The organism is Bacillus fungorum (assembly GCF_002746455.1).
Classification (GTDB): Bacteria; Bacillota; Bacilli; order Bacillales; family Bacillaceae_G; genus Bacillus_A; species Bacillus_A fungorum.
This window is the reverse complement of record NZ_NWUW01000017.1, coordinates 37,858-57,973: the sequence shown is the minus strand read 5'-3', so window position 1 is coordinate 57,973 and position 20,116 is coordinate 37,858. Positions and strand designations below refer to the sequence as shown.

General features: G+C 34.3%; 17 protein-coding genes and 1 pseudogene. 13 read left to right on the top strand and 5 right to left on the bottom strand.

From position 1 onward, the window contains the following. Positions 1-5 precede the first annotated feature (5 nt). From CO726_RS20880 to CO726_RS20830, 12 genes and pseudogenes are all read left to right on the top strand, one after another. Positions 6-1,382, top strand: a complete 1,377-nt coding sequence (locus tag CO726_RS20880) for an ABC transporter substrate-binding protein (RefSeq protein WP_099685570.1) — start codon at positions 6-8, stop codon at positions 1,380-1,382. A gap of 421 nt (positions 1,383-1,803) precedes the next feature. Then, positions 1,804-2,508 carry a metallophosphoesterase family protein gene (locus tag CO726_RS20875; RefSeq protein ID WP_098761607.1) on the top strand — a complete coding sequence of 235 codons (705 nt, stop codon included), beginning with the start codon at positions 1,804-1,806 and terminating at the stop codon, positions 2,506-2,508. A gap of 212 nt (positions 2,509-2,720) precedes the next feature. Further along, positions 2,721-3,392, top strand: coding sequence for a response regulator transcription factor (locus tag CO726_RS20870; protein ID WP_099685591.1), 672 nt, complete (start codon positions 2,721-2,723; stop codon positions 3,390-3,392). After that, the gene (locus CO726_RS20865) at positions 3,389-4,639 is read left to right on the top strand and encodes a sensor histidine kinase (protein ID WP_099685569.1); all 1,251 of its coding nucleotides are present in this window, start codon (positions 3,389-3,391) and stop codon (positions 4,637-4,639) included. The genes CO726_RS20870 and CO726_RS20865 overlap by 4 nt, the downstream gene beginning before the upstream one ends. Positions 4,640-4,861: 222 nt before the next feature. Further along, positions 4,862-5,683, top strand: a complete 822-nt coding sequence (locus CO726_RS20860; protein ID WP_099685568.1) for a transporter — start codon at positions 4,862-4,864, stop codon at positions 5,681-5,683. Positions 5,684-5,696: 13 nt separating this feature from the next. Continuing rightward, positions 5,697-6,446, top strand: a complete 750-nt coding sequence (locus CO726_RS20855; RefSeq protein WP_136699794.1) for a C39 family peptidase — start codon at positions 5,697-5,699, stop codon at positions 6,444-6,446. Positions 6,447-6,677: 231 nt separating this feature from the next. Beyond that, a pseudogene (locus CO726_RS33330) lies at positions 6,678-7,721 on the top strand (HAMP domain-containing protein); the annotation flags it as partial. Continuing rightward, a complete protein-coding gene (locus CO726_RS33325; protein ID WP_483860599.1) occupies positions 7,713-8,660 on the top strand; it encodes a methyl-accepting chemotaxis protein in 948 nt (315 codons plus the stop codon). The pseudogene CO726_RS33330 and the gene CO726_RS33325, both read left to right, overlap by 9 nt. A gap of 78 nt (positions 8,661-8,738) precedes the next feature. After that, positions 8,739-10,343 carry a sensor histidine kinase gene (locus tag CO726_RS20845; RefSeq protein WP_099685565.1) on the top strand — a complete coding sequence of 535 codons (1,605 nt, stop codon included), beginning with the start codon at positions 8,739-8,741 and terminating at the stop codon, positions 10,341-10,343. Further along, positions 10,340-11,047 carry a response regulator gene (locus CO726_RS20840; protein WP_099685564.1) on the top strand — a complete coding sequence of 236 codons (708 nt, stop codon included), beginning with the start codon at positions 10,340-10,342 and terminating at the stop codon, positions 11,045-11,047. Before CO726_RS20845 ends, CO726_RS20840 begins: the two co-directional genes overlap by 4 nt. 122 nt (positions 11,048-11,169) lie before the next feature. Next, positions 11,170-12,516 (top strand): 2-hydroxycarboxylate transporter family protein, encoded by a 1,347-nt coding sequence (locus CO726_RS20835; protein WP_099685563.1) that lies wholly within the window; start codon positions 11,170-11,172, stop codon positions 12,514-12,516. Between the two features lie 59 nt (positions 12,517-12,575). Continuing rightward, positions 12,576-13,775, top strand: a complete 1,200-nt coding sequence (locus CO726_RS20830; protein WP_099685562.1) for an NAD(P)-dependent malic enzyme — start codon at positions 12,576-12,578, stop codon at positions 13,773-13,775. A gap of 285 nt (positions 13,776-14,060) precedes the next feature. Here the strand turns inward: CO726_RS20830 and CO726_RS20825 are convergent, their stop codons facing one another. Then, positions 14,061-14,585 (bottom strand): DUF4871 domain-containing protein, encoded by a 525-nt coding sequence (locus tag CO726_RS20825; protein WP_099685561.1) that lies wholly within the window; start codon positions 14,583-14,585, stop codon positions 14,061-14,063. A gap of 115 nt (positions 14,586-14,700) precedes the next feature. Next, complete coding sequence (locus tag CO726_RS20820) at positions 14,701-15,627, bottom strand: DMT family transporter (protein WP_099685560.1); 927 nt, start codon at positions 15,625-15,627, stop codon at positions 14,701-14,703. Between the two features lie 120 nt (positions 15,628-15,747). On the opposite strand from CO726_RS20820, the gene pdxR reads away from it, so the two are divergent. Further along, complete coding sequence (gene pdxR / locus CO726_RS20815; RefSeq protein ID WP_099685559.1) at positions 15,748-17,148, top strand: MocR-like pyridoxine biosynthesis transcription factor PdxR; 1,401 nt, start codon at positions 15,748-15,750, stop codon at positions 17,146-17,148. Between the two features lie 37 nt (positions 17,149-17,185). On the opposite strand, the gene CO726_RS20810 is transcribed toward pdxR, so the two are convergent. The 3 genes from CO726_RS20810 to CO726_RS20800 all read right to left on the bottom strand — a co-directional run bounded on the left by CO726_RS20810 (position 17,186) and on the right by CO726_RS20800 (position 20,035). After that, positions 17,186-17,698 carry a GNAT family N-acetyltransferase gene (locus tag CO726_RS20810; protein WP_000351212.1) on the bottom strand — a complete coding sequence of 171 codons (513 nt, stop codon included), beginning with the start codon at positions 17,696-17,698 and terminating at the stop codon, positions 17,186-17,188. Between the two features lie 146 nt (positions 17,699-17,844). Then, the gene (locus tag CO726_RS20805; RefSeq protein WP_099685558.1) at positions 17,845-19,299 is read right to left on the bottom strand and encodes a HAMP domain-containing sensor histidine kinase; all 1,455 of its coding nucleotides are present in this window, start codon (positions 19,297-19,299) and stop codon (positions 17,845-17,847) included. Between the two features lie 64 nt (positions 19,300-19,363). Further along, positions 19,364-20,035, bottom strand: a complete 672-nt coding sequence (locus CO726_RS20800; RefSeq protein WP_098760245.1) for a response regulator transcription factor — start codon at positions 20,033-20,035, stop codon at positions 19,364-19,366. Positions 20,036-20,116: the final 81 nt, after the last annotated feature.

The following is a 20,116-nucleotide window of genomic DNA, read 5'->3' as shown; positions in this document are numbered from 1 at the left end:
TTAAAATGAGTCTAGTTAAAAAAGGTGCTGCTCTATTAATGGCAGCAACAATGGCATTATCTAGTGCCGCTTGTTCAAATAGTAAAACGGAGGGGAAACCTGAAGCGCAGGCAAAAGTAGCACCAGTTGAAAAAAATGGTGATAAAACTGTAATTCGTTTTTGGCATGCAATGGGTGGAAAAACACAAGGCGTACTAGATGGGCTTGTTGCAGATTATAATAAGTCACAGAATAAATATGAGATAAAGGCAGAGTTCCAAGGGACATATGAAGAGTCTTTAACGAAATTTAGAACGATGTCTGCTACGAAAGAAGCGCCAGCTCTTGTTCAGTCAAGTGAAATTACAACAAAATATATGATTGATAGCAAAAAGATTACGCCAATTGATAGTTGGATAAAAAAAGATAAGTACGATACTTCAAAGTTGGAAAAAGCAATTACAAATTATTATTCAGTTGATGGAAAAATGTATTCTATGCCGTTTAATTCATCTACACCAGTATTAATTTATAATAAAGATGCTTTCGCAAAGGCAGGCTTAGATCCAGAGAAAGCTCCAAAAACGTATGCGGAATTACAAGAAGCAGCGAAAAAGTTAACGATTAAAGAAGGCGGAAATGTAAAACAATATGGATTCTCCATGCTTAACTATGGTTGGTTCTTTGAAGAATTGTTAGCGACACAAGGTGCTTTATATGTAGATAACGAAAATGGTCGTAAAGATGCTGCAAAGAAGGCGGTATTTAACGATAAAGAAGGACAGAAAGTATTTGGAATGTTAGATGATTTAAATAAAGCTGGCGCACTTGGAAAGTATGGAGCAAGTTGGGATGATATTCGTGCCGCGTTCCAGTCTGGACAAGTTGCTATGTATTTAGATTCTTCAGCAGGTGTTCGTGATTTAATTGATGCATCTAAGTTTAATGTAGGTGTTTCATATATTCCGTATCCAGAGGATTCGAAACAAAATGGTGTTGTGATTGGTGGAGCATCATTATGGATGACGAATATGGTTTCAGAAGAAACGCAACAAGGTGCTTGGGACTTTATGAAATATTTAACGAAGCCAGACGTACAAGCAAAATGGCATACTGCAACAGGTTATTTCTCAATTAATCCAGATGCATATAATGAGCCATTAGTAAAAGAGCAATATGAAAAATATCCACAGTTGAAAGTAACAGTAGATCAGCTGCAAGCGACGAAGCAATCTCCAGCAACTCAAGGAGCATTAATTAGTGTATTCCCAGAATCACGAGATGCGGTTGTAAAAGCATTAGAAGCAATGTATGACGGAAAGAATAGTAAAGAAGCGTTAGATGAAGCTGCAAAAGCAACAGATAGAGCAATTAGTATTTCAGCTCGTACGAGTCAAAAATAAGAGAAAGCCGTATCCTTAAAAGGGATACGGCTTTCTTTATAGGGAGATAAGGGATCAAAGAAATGATGAAGTCTTATCTCTTTTATATGAGTAAAGGGTCTAGAATGAATGTTGTCTTTTTCATTATTTGTTTAACTCCATTGCAACTTGTTTGCCATTTACGAAAACCTCTGCCACCGCTACTACAACTTCCATTACTTTTTTCATCTCTCATCTCTCCTTGTTTTTTGTTTCATTTCTTACTTTTAGTATAAGGAAATATAGCAATTGCAACTATCGAATTGGATGACAAGAGACTTACATTGTTGTAAGGATATAATTGTTTTATTTGTAATAAATGTGATTTCGAATATGAGTTCAGAAATTTCTGTTGTTTTGAACTATAATTAGAAAGAGAGTGGTTTAGAAAGAAGGGGATAATATGAAAAGAATTCTTGTTATTAGTGATATTCATGGAGAAATAGAAAAGTTCGAACAATTATTAGAAGAAGCTCAATACGATGCAAGACAGGATCAATTGATTTTATTAGGGGATTATGTAGATCGGGGTCCAAATGCGCGTGCGGTAATTGAAAAGGTAAAAGAGTTAAAAGAAGATGGGGCCCTCGTTCTAAAGGGCAATCATGAAGATATGATGATTAAAGCGTTAACAACGGATGAGGAACGTGCATGGAACCATTGGGCAAAAAGGAATGGCGGAGATAAGACTTTATACAGCTATGGATTTGTAGAAAAAGATATTGTGGTTAATGAGGAAGCCTTCCAAAAACCGAATTTACAATCTCATGTTTTAGAGGAACATGTAAAGTTCATTCAAGAATTAGATCATTACGTTGAAACAGAAGAGTATATATTTGTTCATGCCGGTGTTGAGCCATCGAAGCGAGTTTCGGAATGTGAACCATATACGTTAATGTGGATCCGTAATGAGTTTCATAATGGATATAGCGGCGAAAAGGTTGTTGTATTTGGTCATACAGAAACAAAAACGCTTCATGGTAGTAAGGATTGCGGCGTGTATTTTGGTAGTAATCATATTATTGGAATTGATGGCGGGGCTGTTTATGGTGGTCAGCTAAATTGTTTGGAATTGCCAAGTAAAAAGGTATATGTAGTAAAAAATTGAAAGAGATAAGGGAAATCTTATTTCTTTCAATTTTTTATTAAGCTAAATTTAAGAAAGAGTCTTTATAATTAATCTTTAAAACTCTGTATCAAGAAAAAGTGTAGAAAGAACGAATTAAAAATGAAATTACAAAATATGATTATATTCTTTCGTTAGGAAAAGCAGGAATGTGATCATAAATAGAATCGAACTATATGGTGGAAGGTGAGAATATGCGCTTACTCGTAGTAGAAGATAATGCTTTGTTATTAGAGTCTATCGTACAAATTTTGCGTGATGAATTTGAAATAGATACAGCATTGAATGGAGAAGATGGATTATTTCTAGCATTACAAAATATATATGATGCTATTTTGCTTGATGTGATGATGCCAGAGATGGACGGTTTTGAAGTAATTCAAAAAATACGTGATGAAAAGATTGAAACACCAGTCCTGTTTTTGACAGCGAGAGATTCTTTAGAAGATCGAGTGAAAGGATTGGATTTTGGTGGAGATGACTATATCGTTAAGCCGTTTCAGGCCCCTGAATTAAAAGCGAGAATTCGCGCTTTACTACGGAGAAGTGGTGGTTTAACGACACATCAAACCATTCGCTATAAAGGGATTGAACTGTTCGGAAAAGATAAAGATGTTCAAGTAGATGGACAAGGTATTAAGTTAACGTTAAAACAATATGAGCTTTTAGAGTACCTTGTTCAAAATAGCGGAAAGATTTTAATGCGTGAACAAATTTTTGATCGTGTTTGGGGATTTGATTCAGATACGACAGTAGCAATTGTAGAAGTATATGTACATCATTTACGTAAAAAATTAGAGCCATTTGGTTATCAGAAAGATATTCAAACCGTTCGTGGTATTGGATATATATTAAAAGAGAAATGAAAAAAGGAAGTATGTTTCAGAAGACGCGCATTCGATTGACTATATTGAATTCATTAGTATTTATCATTTTGATAGGGGTATTAGGTAGTATTATTTATTCGTACACATATAAGCGTATTTATAGTGAAGTAGATCAATCTATAAAAATGATAGCTCAGTATAGAGAAAAATTAGATGTTAAAGTACCACCAAGAAAACGTATGGAGAATATTCAAATTGGAGATCCCCGGGTAACTAGAATAACCTGGAAGGGAGAAATAGTGGAAATAGAGGGTGATAACCGTAAATTCCGTGCTGTTTTTGAAGAGAATTTAGAAAAGTTTTCGCCAAAAAAGTTAGAGGATTTGCAAGATATTGAAGTACAAGGACGATATTTTAGAACATTCTCGCTTCAAAAAGATGGAGAAATAGTTCAAATCGTACGAGATATAACAGCGGAAGAAGGCATGTTAAATACTTTATTTTTAATTATCGTTATAGGCTGTAGCATAGGAAGTTTATGTGCAATAGGAATCGGCTTTTTCTTAGCTGGCAGGGCACTCATACCCATTCAAAATTCATGGGAAAAGCAGCAGCAATTCGTGTCAGATGCATCACATGAATTAAGGACACCACTTGCGGTTATTCAATCCAAAACGGATATATTATTTCACTCACCATCTGCGACAATAGAAGAAAAAGCGATGGATATTTCTACGATTTCAAAGGAGTGTAGAAGGTTATCTAAGCTTGTTGCTAATTTATTATTATTAGCACGTTCGGATTCTAATCAAATTGAGATGGATAAGAAAACGTTTGAAATGGATAAGTTGTTAGAAGAAATAGTAGATCCATATAAGGAAATTGCTTCCTATAAAGAAAAAGAGATGCTATTGAAAGTAGAGCATGACATATCATTTATGGGTGATAGAGAGAGAATCCATCAAATGATGGTCATATTGTTAGATAATGCGATGAAGTATACGAATGAAGGTGGTCATATTCAAATCGATTGTACGCAAACGAACAGTTCGATTCGTATACGAGTGAAAGATGACGGTATAGGAGTGAAAGATGAGGACATCCCAAAATTATTTGATCGTTTTTATCAAGGAGATAAAGCGAGAAGTGTGTCAGAAGGAGCGGGATTAGGCCTTTCAATCGCAAAGTGGATTGTAGAAAAGCATTATGGGAAAATATTAGTAGAGAGCAAATGGGGCGAGGGTACTTGCTTTGAAGTGATTCTTCCTAAAAACCAAAGAATATAGGTGAGAAGACGATCTTGTTTTTACAAGGTCGTCTTTTTTTAAGGGAAAGTTAAGAAACTATTTATAACATGTATTATATACAGAACGTTCGCCCTATAAAGAAGCGATTATAAAAATGTATTTGAGCAGAATATATTGATCAGAATGTTATTTCGATTATGTATAGTATTAAAAAATTTATGGGCATGATGGAAAAGAAGTTGTAAGAAGGAGGAATTAATTTTGAAAAAAAAAATGATGACGGTATTCACTATTGGAGTAATGAGCTTAAGTATATTAGGGGGTGCCTCTCCTTCTGAAACATCAAAAGGAAAGACAGATTACACGCAGCGCAGTAAAGAACAATTAAACAATGGAAAGATACATGCAGTGCATACAGAAGAAAAGGCGGAGAATCTAGGTATTGAAACGGAAGGGAAAGAACAAATTACGTTAGAAAAAGAAATTCATGAGACGGAAGTAGGAAGAGAAGCTGAACAATTAGGCATTTCGATTGAAGGAAAAGATGTTGGAACTCTTTCAGAAGAAATCTATGAAACAAAAGTGAAGCAAGAAGCGTTAAAGTTAGGCATATCTATAGAAAATACATCAATTGTAAATTTGATTACTCAAATTAATACGATTAAAATTAGCGATGAAGCGGATAAATTAGGTATTTCGACAAATGGAAAAGAAATAGAGGATATTGCGGAAGAAATCTATGGAACGAAAGTAAGAGAAGAAGTAGGGAAATTAGGTATTTCACAAAAAGGAAAAGAGATAGAAGAGTTAGCACAAGAAGTGTACGAACAAAAAGTGCAGGACGAAGCAAAAAAATATCATATTGATTTGTATGGTAAAGATATATATCAAGTATTAAGCGAAATTAATGAACAAAAAGTGCTACAATTGGCAGATGAGCTTAATATGGACAAAACGAACATGAATATTCAAGAACTAACCGAAAAAATAAAAAAAGATCAACCTGAGAAAGGAAAAGAACTAAATTTTGTACCGGTAATTCGAACGGATGCTGACGCATTTTATTCTTATTTAACGAACTAAAAAGGGCGTGAGAGTGATACGAAGGTTTAAGTGGTATATATGCATAATATTACTAGCTATAGCGGTATGGAGTGTATATACAAATGGAATTATAAAGTATGTGGAGAAGTTGACATTCTTCAATATACAAAGCGGAAAAGAAACGGAATTTAGTAATAATGATGAAAAGGTCATTTTATCAAATGTACCATTAATTCAGCAATTACCAGAATTAGATAGAGGCTGTGAAGTGACGAGCTTAGCGATGCTGTTACAATATGCAGGTGTTTCAGTAGATAAGATGCAATTAGCAAGTGAAATCAAAAAGGTGAATTTTTTAGAAGATGGTGTAAGAGGGAATCCAAATGAAGGATTTGTTGGGAACATTTATACGTTTTCTGAATCGGGATATGGTGTATATCATGGACCACTTTTTCAATTAGCGAAAAAGTATTTACCTAATAAAGCTGTGGACTTAACAGGGAAGAGTACGGAAGAACTTTATAAGAGTGTAAAATCAGGACAGCCGGTAGTCATGATTACAAATGCAACATTTGCGCCATTAGATGAGGATGAATTTACTATATGGGAGACAAATAGTGGAGATATTTCTATTACGTATAATGAACATTGTGTAGTACTTGTTGGATATGATAAGGAATTTGTATATATTCGAGATCCTCTCAATGATAGTTTAGAGGTAAAAGTACCGAGAGAAAGTTTTGAAAAAGCATGGCTGCAAATGGGGAGTCAGGCGATTAGTTATGTGAAAAGCTCCAAATAAGGAATTGTAAGAGGATTTTTTGTGAGTGTTTTTTGTTAAGAAATAAGAGAACTTTAGCTTATATAATAAGCTAAAGTTCTCTTATTTTTTATGATTAAATAGTTAGAAGTAGTGAATATTGTAAAAATGTATAATTGACAAAAAAAATACATGTTATCATTATATATTGTTTTATATATGTTACTTGTATAAAATTACACAAGTATCCACATTACATAAAGGAGGCTTATTATGCAAAAAATATTTAATTGGGTTAAATGTATGGGCATCAAGAAAAAATTAATCATTTCATTTTTTCTTATTTTAACTATACCAGGACTTATTATCGGTGGTGTTTCATATCAAACTGCCAAAACAAATTTTGAACAACAAATTACAGGTAAAGCAAAGGAAAATATTTCGATTTTAAATACTGTTATTTCTCAAAATATAGAAGAGAAATTTGTTGATGCAGCATACTTTGCAGACATCTTAACAGAGGATACATATCCAAACGGACAAGAAGAAATAGTAAGAACGAAGTTAGCGCAATATATCAAACTTCATCCAGAAGTAGAAGGTATTTATATTGGAACGCAGACGGGAAAGTTTATAAGAGAACCATTTATCCAAATGTCTGATGGGTATAATCCAACAGAGAGATCTTGGTATAAAGAAGCACATGAAAGTAAAGGGAAAGTAATTGTTACTGCACCATATCAATCAGCATCTACAAAAAATATGGTAGTGACAATTGCTAAAGAAGTAAAAGATGGTAAAGGTGTTATAGGAATTAACTTAAATTTAGATAACATCTTAAAAATTTCCAAAATGATTAACATTGGGGAAAAAGGTTATGCCGTTATTTTAGATCAAAATAAGCAAATTGTTAGTCATCCATCTAGAAAACCAGGTGCAAAAGTTACTGATCCTTGGATTAAACCAATTTATGAAGATAAACAAGGAAATGTGTCTTATACAGAACAAGATGATAAAAAGAATTTAATCTTTGCAACAAATGAAAAAACGGGCTGGAAAGTAGTTGGAGTTATGTTTGATGAAGAAATTATCCAAGCTGTGAATCCAGTTTTTTATAAGACTTTTATTGTCATAGCTATCGCTATTGTATTTGGTAGTGTATTAATTTATTTCATTACAAATTCTATTACAAGGCCATTACGAAAAATAGCTGAATCAGCAGATAAAATTAGTAAGGGAGATTTGACAGAGAAAATTACAATCCATTCCAAGGATGACATAGGGAAATTAGGGAATTCCTTTAATGAAATGTCTGCTTCTTTACAAGATGTGATTACTCAAATTAGTTTTTCAGCAGAACATGTCGCTGCATCGGCTGAAGAGTTAACAGCAAGCGTACAACAAGCAAATGATGCGACAGATCAAATTACAATTGCAATGGAACAAGTATCAGGTGGGGCTGAATCACAAAGTCAAGGTGTTGAAGAAGGTGCAGCTACATTACAACAAGTAAATACAGCAATTCAAGATGTAACTGGAAGTGCGGAGGCAATTTCTATCTCCTCATTACATGCGAGAGAAAGAGCTGAAGAGGGAGAAGAATTGGTTGAGCAAACAGCAAAACAAATGCAGTCTATTTCTAAATCGGTATCCGAGTCAGATGCTATTATTAAACTTCTTGATGAGAAATCAAAGCAGGTAGGAGCTATTTCTGAAGCAATTCAAAACATCGCTACTCAAACGAACTTATTAGCTTTAAATGCGGCTATTGAGGCAGCAAGAGCAGGTGAACAGGGCCGAGGGTTTGCTATTGTAGCAGATGAGGTTAGAAAATTAGCGGAGCAATCAGGAGAATCCTCTGGAGAGATTGCAAATTTAATTGCAGAAATTAAGGCTGATATTGAACATACTGTTAAGGCGATGGATAATGTGAATGGGGAAGTTCAACAAGGCCTTGATGTTGTAACAAAAACGAAAGTAAGTTTTACAGAAATTTTAAGTTCTACTACACATATTGTTTCTCAAGTTAATCAAATGGTAGAAACAACAAAGAGAATTGCTGGAGATGCAAATGAAGTGACAAATGCTATTGATGAAATTGCAGCGGCTGCAGAAGAAAATACAGCTAGTATGCAAAGTGTTGCTGCTTCAACAGAAGAACAAGTGAATTCAATGGAAGAAATTAGTTCAGCTTCGCAAAACTTAGCTGAGATGGCCGAAGAACTACAAGCGATGACTAGTAAATTTAAAGTATAATAACAGCAGATAAGTAAGGTGAAAATAATATCACCTTACTTATTTTTCTATTCAGCAATTAGGGGAGTCATTAACGGGATGAAAAAAAGAAAAAGACTATGGAATTTATGGAAAACGATTACATTGTTAGTTTGTACAGTTGTAATTTTTTCTTTACTTGTGACAGACATATTAATTAGTCATAATGTAGAACGGACGACGGAGGATAGCCAAGCCGAGAAAGCAAAAACAATTGCACACATTGTGGCGAACGATTCAATTGTAATCGATGGTTTGGTTGGGAAAGCAGATACCTCTGCAATCCAAACGTATACAAATAGAATATTAAAAAACACAGGTGTTCAATTTATTGTAGTTATGGACATGGATGGAATAAGAAAATCTCATCCAGATCCTCAAAAAATAGGTCATCATTTCATTGGTGGGGATGAAGGGCCTGCATTGAAAGGAAAAGAACATGTATCGTTAGCAGAAGGAACTTTAGGTATTTCCATGCGAGTGTTTGTACCAATATTTTCTGAAACAGGTGAACAACTTGGAGCAGTGGCCGTTGGGATTTCAGCAGATAATGTAAAAGAGAGAGTTAAGGAAAGTAGATATATTATTTATATTGGTGTAGGAGTTGGAGTGCTAGTTGGAATTATAGGAGCAATATTGCTAGCTAGACATATAAAGAAAAGTTTATTCGGTCTTGAACCTCACAGGATAGCGAAAATTCTTGAAGAAAGAAATACGATGCTACAATCTGTAAAGGAAGGTATTATTGCTGTAGATAAAGAGGCCAATGTAACTTTAATAAATAATGAGGCAAAACGATTGTTTAAGAAAAGTGGACTTGAAGAAGATTTTATCGGTAAAGATGTTGAGTTGTATATGCCGAATTCACGTATAAAAGAAGTATTGCAAACGGGAGAAGTACAATTAAACGAAGAACAAAATATTTACGGAATTACGATTGTGACGAATCGAGTTCCTTTATATGTAAAAGGAGAAATAGTTGGCGTGATTGCAACATTTCGTGATAAAACAGAGATTAGAAAACTAGCAGAGGAACTAACTGGTATTAGACTATATGCAGAAGCATTACGGGCACAATCTCATGAATTTATGAATAAAATGCATGTCATATTAGGGCTTACACATATGGAACAGTATGAAGAATTGAAGAAGTATATAAGCGGCATGGTATCAGAGCATCAATATGAAATTGGTGGAGTTATGAAAAGAATAAAAAGTCCAGTATTTGCTGGTTTTTTACTAGGTAAGCTCAGCTATGCTAGAGAGAAAAATATAAAATTAATTATAAGTGAAGATTCTTATATGCCGGAAATAGATAATGAAAGTATTACTCATGAACTGATTACGATTGTTGGAAATTTAATTGATAATGCATTAGAGGCAGTTACGAATTGTGAAAAGAAGCAAGTTGAAGTTAAGATACAACATGGGGATATATTAACTATTACAGTACAAGATACGGGAAAAGGTATACAAGAAAAAGAAATAGAGGAATTATTTACGAAAGGTTATTCTACAAAGGGAGATAACCGCGGTTATGGTTTGTATCTTGTAAAAGAAAGTATACAGCGAATAAATGGGGAAATTCATATGCATTCATTAGTAGGGAAAGGAACAACGATAACAATTGAAATACCTAAAGGTAGGGATGAGAGGCAAATATGATTAAAGTTTTAATTGTAGAAGATGACCCGATGGTAGCAATGTTAAATACGCATTATTTAGAGCAAGTAGGAGGGTTTGAACTTGTTCAAGCAGTTAACTCAGTAAAGTCGGCGATAGAAGTATTAGAGAAATCACGAGTAGATTTAGTATTACTTGATATTTTTATGCCTGAAGAGACTGGGTTTGAGCTTTTAATGTATATTCGGAACCAAGAAAAAGAAATCGATATTATGATGATTTCAGCTGTACATGATATGGGAAGTATTAAAAAAGCATTACAATATGGCGTAGTAGATTATTTAATTAAACCATTTACATTTGAACGATTTAAAGAGGCATTAACTATATATCAAGAAAAACTTACTTTCATGAAAGAACAACAAAAAATTAGTCAATCGGAATTAGATTCGTTAATTTTACAAAAAGAAAAAAGAGAGCCTATTGTCACTAAAGAGCTTCCGAAAGGGTTAACGAAGCAAACGTTGCAATTAATTTGGCAGAAGATCGAGTCGCTGAATGGAAGAGTGTTTACAACAGATGAAATGGCACAATTAGTTGGAATTTCAAGAGTTTCTATTCGGAAATATGTAATGTTTTTGACAGACATTGGGGTGTTAGAAAACGAAATGATGTACCAACATGTGGGAAGACCTGTAAGTAAATTAAGATGTGTTGATCAAAAGAAAATAGAGTTTTACGTATAAGCGACTTAGTATAAGTCGCTTATACTTTTTTTAATTACAAAATCAATTACAAAACTTACAAAAACTATTTTTACTATTGAAAGCGTTTTAATATTGTTATTAAGAAAACGAGGGGGTGCCATATGGGAATTCAAAAGAATGTGGAAGCGGTATCATTTTCTGAAGGAAATGAAGTACAAAGAGAATCTTTCGCTTCTAAAATTATGAATGTAAAAATCGGTGTTATACCTTTACCGTTATATGTAGTATTGGCTGCTATTATTTATGGGGCATCTGTATATAATAAATTGCCAGCAGATATGATTGGTGGATTTGCAGTTATTATGATCATGGGGATTTTCTTAGGCGATATTGGGATGAGAATTCCAATTTTAAAAAATATCGGCGGTCCAGCAATACTTTCGTTATTTATTCCATCATTACTTGTATTTTTTAACTGGATGAATCCAGCTTCAATGGAAGCTGCGACTATGTTAATGAAAAAATCGAACTTTTTATATCTATATATTTCTTGTTTAGTAGTCGGAAGTATTTTAGGAATGAACCGTAAAGTGTTAGTACAAGGTTTCGTTCGCATGTTTATTCCTTTAGTAGTAGGGACGTTAGCTTCTGTAGCAGTAGGATTATTGGTCGGTTCACTATTTGGATTTGAAATGAAGCAGACATTCTTCTTTATCATCGTACCAATTGTGAGTGGTGGTATCGGGGAAGGAATTTTACCATTGTCGCTAGCTTATAGTGATATTTTAAATGAATCATCAGCAACGTTTGTATCACAGCTTATTCCAGCAGCTATTATTGGAAATATGTTCGCAATCGTGAGTGCAGGGTATATGAAGCGTTTAGGTGAGAAGAAACCGGAGCTTAGTGGTAACGGTGTATTAGTGAAAACAGACAATCAAGCAGAATTATTAAAAGAACAAAATACAGAGAAGCCAATTGACTTCTCATTAATGGGAGCAGGTTTATTAATTGCGTGTACATTCTTCATCTTCGGAGGATTTGCTTCTAAGTTCATCGGTATTCCTGGGGCAATCATTATGATTTTCTCAGCAGCACTTGTGAAATACTTTAAATTAATGCCAGCAAAAATGGAGCAAGGAGCATTCCATTTATATAAATTTATTTCGAAGAATTTAACTTGGCCGTTAATGGTTGGACTAGGATTGCTATATATTCCGTTAAAAGACGTAGCAGCAGTTCTTTCAGTAGGATATGTTGTTGTGTGCGCATCGGTTGTTCTTACAATGGTAGCATCAGGTTTTATTGTAGGGAAAGTGATGAAAATGTATCCAGTTGAATCAGCGATTGTAACTGGATGTCATAGCGGTTTAGGTGGAACTGGAGATGTTGCTATTTTATCAGCTTCAAATCGAATGGAATTAATGCCATTCGCGCAAATTTCGACTCGTTTAGGCGGGGCAGCAATGGTTGTAACAGCGACAATCTTATTAAAAATGTTTTCGTGATCAAACAAGCTAGCTATATGAATATAGCTAGCTTGTCAAATTAAGGGGAGATTATAAGTATGTTAGAAAATCAAATTAATGAAAGATCATTGTTATTGCATAAAGAATTAGTAGGGAAAATTGAAATTACAAGTAAAGTAGAAGTAAATTCAGCGGATGATTTAAGCCTGACATATACACCAGGTGTAGCGGAGTCTTGCAAAGCAATTGCAGCAGATGAAGAAACGGTGTATGACTATACAGCACGTGGGAATATGGTGGCAGTTGTCTCAGATGGAACAGCGGTACTTGGTTTAGGAAACATTGGGCCGAAAGCAGCTATGCCTGTTATGGAAGGGAAAAGTATTTTATTTAAGAAATTTGCGAATGTAGATGCTTTCCCATTATGTTTAGGGACAACGGATGTAGATGAAATCGTTACCCTTGTGAAAAATTTAGAGCCTACATTTGCAGGGATCAATTTAGAAGATATTGCAGCACCGCGTTGTTTTGAAATTGAAAAACGATTAAAAGAAGAAACGAATATTCCTGTATTCCATGATGATCAACATGGAACAGCTATTGTCGTTTTAGCAGCTGTTATTAATGCATTAAAAGTTGTTAGCAAACAAATGGATAATGTGAAAATTGTTATTAACGGTGCGGGTTCGGCAGGAATTGCAATTGGAAAATTATTATTAAAGGCTGGTGCAAAGCATATTACGTTAGTTAGCTTAGAAGGTATTGTTTGTGAAGGTGAAGCATGGATGAACGAAGCGCAAATTGAAGTTTCAAAAAAGACAAATCGAGAACATGTGCGTGGAAAGTTAAAAGAAGCGATTCATCAAGCTGATATCTTTATCGGTGTATCTGCTCCTAACGTATTAACGAAAGAACTTGTACAAACGATGAATGAGAAAGCAATTGTGTTTGCAATGGCGAATCCAATTCCAGAAATCTTTCCTGAGGATGCATTAGAGGCTGGGGCAGCTGTAGTAGGAACTGGGCGCTCGGATTATGCGAATCAAGTAAATAATGTATTGGCGTTCCCAGGAATATTCCGCGGTGCGTTAGATGTGCGTGCGACTGATATTACAGAAGAGATGAAATTAGCGGCAGCATATGGAATCGCTAACATCATTACGGATGAAGAACGTAATGCGAATTATGTAATCCCGAATCCATTAGATAAAAGAGTTGTTCCAAGTGTTGCAGAAGCAGTAGCGAAGGCAGCTATTGATTCAGGCGTGGCGCAAATTAAGAAAATACCAATTTATTAATAGCTAAAAGCAGTGCCTAAAAGGCACTGCTTTTTTGAGATAAGAAATCAAAAAAATGAAGAAATGTAGAATTATTTATGTTTCTTCATTATTTATTTAATTCTATTGCAACCTGTTTACCATTTACTAAAACCTCAGTTACTGCTACGATCACTTCTATCATCTTTTTCATCTCTCCTCGTGTCATTTCTTACTTTAAGTATAAGAGAAGAGAGATACTTCAACTATCGAAGTGCATGACGTAGAAATTACATTGTTGTAAGAAAATGTTTTCGTTTTCTCACTTTACTCAGCGGTAATTACAAACTGATCATAATATTTTTCATTCACATATATATTTAATACCCATAATCCAGAGGAAGGTAGCGACATAGGGAGTGGAAGTTCGTTTGTAGTAGAATCAATTGTATTTGAAGTGGTCCAAGTTTGTTTGGAAGTTTCTTGTTGAAAGAGTACTGGTGTTGGAGTTACAGATCCTTGCTTTAGCGCAATAATAGACAATTTTCCAGTTGGCATTTCAGGATCTAGAAAGTACCACATTATTTCATTTTTTTCATTTGCGATAATAGGGCTATCAGCCATTGCGATTTTTTCTTCGATTCCTTTTAAAGGTATTTTTCCTTGTATGAAGGAGGGTGTTTCTTCCCAATTTACATCTTTTAAAACGCTAAGATGAAAGAAGGAAGGTACGTTAACTTGAGTGGATGACGTTGAGATGGCTTCTTTTTTAGGTACTTCGGAATCAGGTTGCAATTGCGAGCATCCAGTGATGAGAAAGGAGAAAAGTAGCATAGTTCCGATTTTTTTCATGGTGCCACACTCCTAATTTTTATTGTTAGTGTAATTGTATTTGCTAGAAAGCGGGACAATTCCTTTAAAACGTCAAAAGAGGTCGTAAGTTTTGTACGACCTCTTTTGACATTTTTTATATTTGTTCAGTTGAAAAGGTTGGTTTTCTCTCTTTTTGAGGCATTGTTAAGAAAATAACAGAAAGAACGATACATACGCCGCCTAATAATTGATAGGCTCCAAAGGATTCATTCAGCCAAACGATTGAAACAATGGCAGCTACAAGCGGTTCAATGCTAGATAAAATGCTTGTTTCTGTTGCTGCTAAATATTTCAGACTACCGATATAAAGGAGGAAAGAAAGAGTGCCACTTATGATGATAAGAATAAGCATAGAAAAAGTTTTTGGTGTAAAAGTTTGTGAAAGCTGATTCCATCCAAACGAGCGATTACAAATAAGCAGGGCAATGCCGCCGATTAACATCCCCCAGCCAATTACTACAGTTGTTCCGCATTCTTTAATAAGAGAAGCTGGATGAAGAGTGTAAAATGCAAATCCAATTGCTGTTAATAGGCCAAAAATAATGGCTTCTTTCGATAAAACAATATTTTCAATTGAACCGTTTGTAATAATAAAGTAGGTCCCTGTTAGTGCAGTAATAATTGCGAGTAATTGCAGAGAAGCAGGGGATTTTCGTTGTTCAAATGCAACATAAATGGTAATAAGAACAGGACCTAGAAATTGAAATAATGTCGCTGTGACTGCGTTACTAATATGGACCGTTTCGATAAAGGCGTATTGCGCACCGAGCATGCCGAGAATAGAGAAAATAATAAGTTGTATAGAATATCTAGGATGTTTCCAAATTTGAAATATGTTTTGTTTCTTTATAAGTAAGAAAGATAAAATAAATATTCCCGCAAGCAACAAGCGAATTGTTAAAAAGTCAATTGATGATACGTTAGTATGTTGAAATAGCCACTGAATCATCGGGCCAGATAATCCCCATAAGGTAGCTCCCGTAATAATCATAATGAGTCCAATACGTCTACTGTTGTTCATGATCATGCATCTCCTCTCGAGTATTTGATTTTTTATGTGTGACATGATAAAAGGAATTATATATAACTTCTGGTACTGTAAAAAGTATCAGATTACAGTTTTATTAAGGGGTCAGATGTTATGTTAGAATTAACGCCTAATTTAAATACGAAAAGTAAAATAGCGTTGTATGTGCAATTATATGAGTATATAAAAAAAGAGATTAAAGATGGAACGATTCCGGCTTTTACAAAATTACCTGCAAAAAGAAAGCTGGCGATCTATTTACAAGTGAGTAAGAATACAGTAGAAGCGGCTTACGAGCAATTACTTGCAGAAGGTTACATTGAGTCGGCATCGAGAAAAGGTTATTTTGTATGTAAAATTGAACAAATGATTTATGTAGAAGGAAGCGAAGCGGAAGTAGAAGAAGTACCATTTCGGAAGGAGAACTATAAATTTGATTTCACCCAAACAGGGGTTGATACGAATACTTTTCCGTTCACTATGTACCGCAAGCTCATAAATGATGTATGGCAGCCACATAATAATGAGTTGCTTTTTCTTGGACACCCTCAAGGGGAATTGAGCTTAAGAGAGGAAATTGCGAACTATTTGTATGAATCTAGAGGTGTGCGTTGTTCAGCTAGTCAAATTGTATTAGGAGCGGGAACACAAATATTAATAAAGTTACTTTTTCAATTGTTGAAGGGAAGCAATTATGCTGTTGAAAACCCAGGTTATCATAGGAAAATGGTCGTTTTTGAACAGGGAGAAAAAAAGGTTCAAATATTGTCTTTAGATAGGGATGGAATTTGTATGGAAGATTTAGAAAATAGCGATGCGAATGTTGTATTTGTAACCCCCTCTCATCAATTCCCATATGGAATGATTATGCCTATTACGAGAAGGACACAGCTTTTACAATGGGCGAAGAAAGAAGAAGAGAGGTATATTATTGAAGATGATTACGATAGTGAATTTCGCTATTCAGGAAAGCCAATTCCGGCACTACAAGGGTTAGATACAGATGGGAAAGTTATTTATATGGGGACGCTATCAAAAGCTTTGTTGCCCTCATTACGGATGAGCTATATAGTATTACCGAAAAATTTAATTAAAAAGTATCAAAAGGAATATTTGTTTTATACACAAAGTGTTTCAAGAATGGATCAAGAAGTGATAAGAAGGTTTTTAAATGAAGGCTATTGGGAAAAACATATTCATAAAATGCGTGTTGTCTACCGGAAAAAGAGGGATCGACTTGTTTTTGAAATAGAAAAGTATTTCTCTCACCGTGTTGAAGTGATAGGAGAGGATTCGGGATTACACATTTTATTAAAAGTGCATAATGGAATGAGGGAAGAAGAACTCATTAAAGAAGCTGCGAAATATAGTATTAAAATATATCCTGTTTCTACGTACTATAAAGATGGTACTGCACCTGAAAATGTAGTTTTACTGGGGTTTGCGATTTTATCAGAAGAAGAAATTGTGAAAGCGATTCAACTATTAAATACAGCGTGGTTTAGAAAAAAGTAAAAAACATCCTCATATACGAGAGGATGTTTTTTATTATTTATTTATTTTCATCTAAGAATAAGACCATATGCTCTTCGTCCCAATATTGTCCGTTATATTTTAATGAACGTTCTTGCACACCGAATGTTTTAAACCCTAATGATTCATAAAGTTTTTTTGCTCCATCGTTGCCAACAACAACATCAAGCATAACTTGTTCTACTTCTAAAGATTTAGCAAGTTCAAGACATTCTTTAATAAGTGCTTTTCCTGCTCCAAGCCCGCGTGCTTTTGGAGACACATATACAGAACCAATTTTAGCTTTATGTTCTTGTTTTACATATGGTTTCGTTTCCAGTGTTGCAACCCCGATTAATTTTCCATCTTTAAATGCACCTAACGTATAGTTTTCATCTTGTGCTAATTTTTGTGCTTTATATTCAATCGCACACTCTTTATTAATAATATCTTCATAAGAAGAGCTGAAAGCTTCAGGGTTTTGCTTTAATCCTTCTACACGAAGTTCTAAGTAAATTTCCGCTTCGTCTTTTGTTAATACATGGATATCCAATTATATCACCCTCCAAATCTTTGACAAATGTACCTTTATTTTATATTGAAATAAGAATAATTTCAAAAGCTTAGCTTATATGAGCTGATTTTATGAACAAAATAACACCAGTAGTGTTTACTACTACTGGTGTTTTCACACGCATATTATTCAAAAGGTAGCTCGATTATAAAGTTTGTTCCTACTCCTAATTGGCTTGTTACTAGAATAGAACCGTTATGCAATTCTACAATTTCTTTTGCAACAGCTAGTCCGATACCTTTTCCTCCAGTAGCTCTCGTTCTGGATTTATCAACACGATAAAAACGATCAAAAATATGCAGGATATCTTCTTTAGGAATACCTTCTCCTTCATCTTCTACACTTATTGTGAAAGAGTCTGCTTCTGTGAGTACGCGTATCGTAATAGTTGTGTTTTCTGGAGAATGCTGATAAGCATTGTGTAATAAATTTAACATAACTTGTTCCATACGTCTTTCGTCTATGCAAACTTCTAAATCATCTTTGCAATATACATGAAGTTGCATTTGTTTATTCGTTAATGTTGTTTTTGTTTTTTCAACCATTCGCTCTAAAAATAGCCTAAGAATCACTTTTTGTTTTTTTATAACAAACTGGTGTTGTTCCAATTGTACAAGCATAAATAAATCTTGAACGAGATCGGTTACACTATCTGTTTCATCCTCAATGATTTGTAAGTATTCTTCACGCTCTTCTTTCGTTAAAGAGTCTCTCTTTGCAACCTTCGCATAACCTTTCATATAGGTTAATGGAGTTAATAGTTCATGGGCAACACTAGCGAGAAATTCATTACGTTCTTTTTTCATATAAGTCAGCTCACTGGATAAATCTTCAATCGTTTTTGCTAAGCTTCCAAGTTCATCATTCCGTTTAATACCTAATTGAATTGGCTTGTTTAATTTTGACATTTTTTCTGTTGCCCTCTTCATTTTTATAAGCGGTTCTGTAATAACACGAGAAAAAACAAAGACAGAAATAGTTGTTAAAATAATTGTCAAAATACTAATGATAAGAAATTGCTTCATGAGTTTAAATAACATATTTTCTAAGAAAGATGTTTTTAATAACATATATAACTTTCCTTGAAACTTTGTTGTGTTAAGTGGGCTTACTGTTGTGATGAATTTTGATTTTTTCCAGTTTCTTTCAACGATCAATCCGCTTTCTGGGACAGGTTCTGTTTTACAAGTAAGTTGTTTTTGCATTTCTTTTGTTACGGGTTCTGAGGTGGAAATAATTTTGCCGTTAAGGTCAGTAATAATGATAGCTATATCGGAGTTAGAAATTGATTCCGATTCAACTAAGTGTGCAGCCGCATTCGCAATATCGAACTCGGGGTACACGGGGCGTTTAGGATTTTTATTGTGTTCAGGGTGTTTCGTTTCTTTATAATATTCATCCCGTCTCTCGCGATTTTTAATTTTTTTACTATAGCGATTACCTTTTTCTAAAAGAGCAAGTGTTTCTTCCTCAATCCGCATTGTTGAAATGCTTTTGTAAAAAGAAACGAAAGCAATTGTTTCAATACATAAAGCTAATATTAAAAAGTATGTCCCAATTTTAAGTGAAAGTTTACTCATTTTCTCACCATGCCTTATTCATAATAAAGGGTCAGTGGTATGATATTTCCACTGACCGAAGTAATTATTCACTTTTCCATTTATATCCGACTTTATAGACAGTTTCTAAGTAATTTTCAACTGGAAATCCTTTTTTACGTAATTTATCACGGATATTGCGAATATGTGAATCGATTGTTCTATATTCGATGTCTGTTTCATAGCCCCAAATTTTCTCGATTAAATCATCACGGCTGTAAGCACGGTTTGTATTTTGTAAAAATAGTCCAAGTAATGAAAATTCGATAGGAGTTAGCGAGATTTTTTCGTCATAAACTGTGACTGTATGTTTCGTTTTATCCCACTCAATACCATTGAAGCTAACAAATCCATCTTTCTTTGTACGACGTAATATAGCCTCGATTCTTGCGACTAACACATGCTCATCAAATGGTTTTGTAATATAGTCATCTGCGCCCATAGTCAGGCCTTTCACCATATCGTAGTTTTGGTTACGAGCTGTTAGCATAATGATTGGAACGTTGGAAATTTGACGAATTTGATAGCAAGTATCCCATCCATCCATATTTGGCATCATAACATCCAATAAAATAATATCGAAGTCTTTTTGTTCTATTAACTTTAGCGCTTCAAGGCCAGAGGTAGCTTTCATACAAAAATAGCCGCGAGGGCTTAGGAACAGATCTAATAATCGTAACATACGTTCTTCATCGTCTACTAATAAAATTTTCATCATAATCTTGTGCACCCCAAACTATTCATTCTACTTGTATAGTTTACATGAAAATAATAAAAAACTCTTTTTATGTGATTGAGC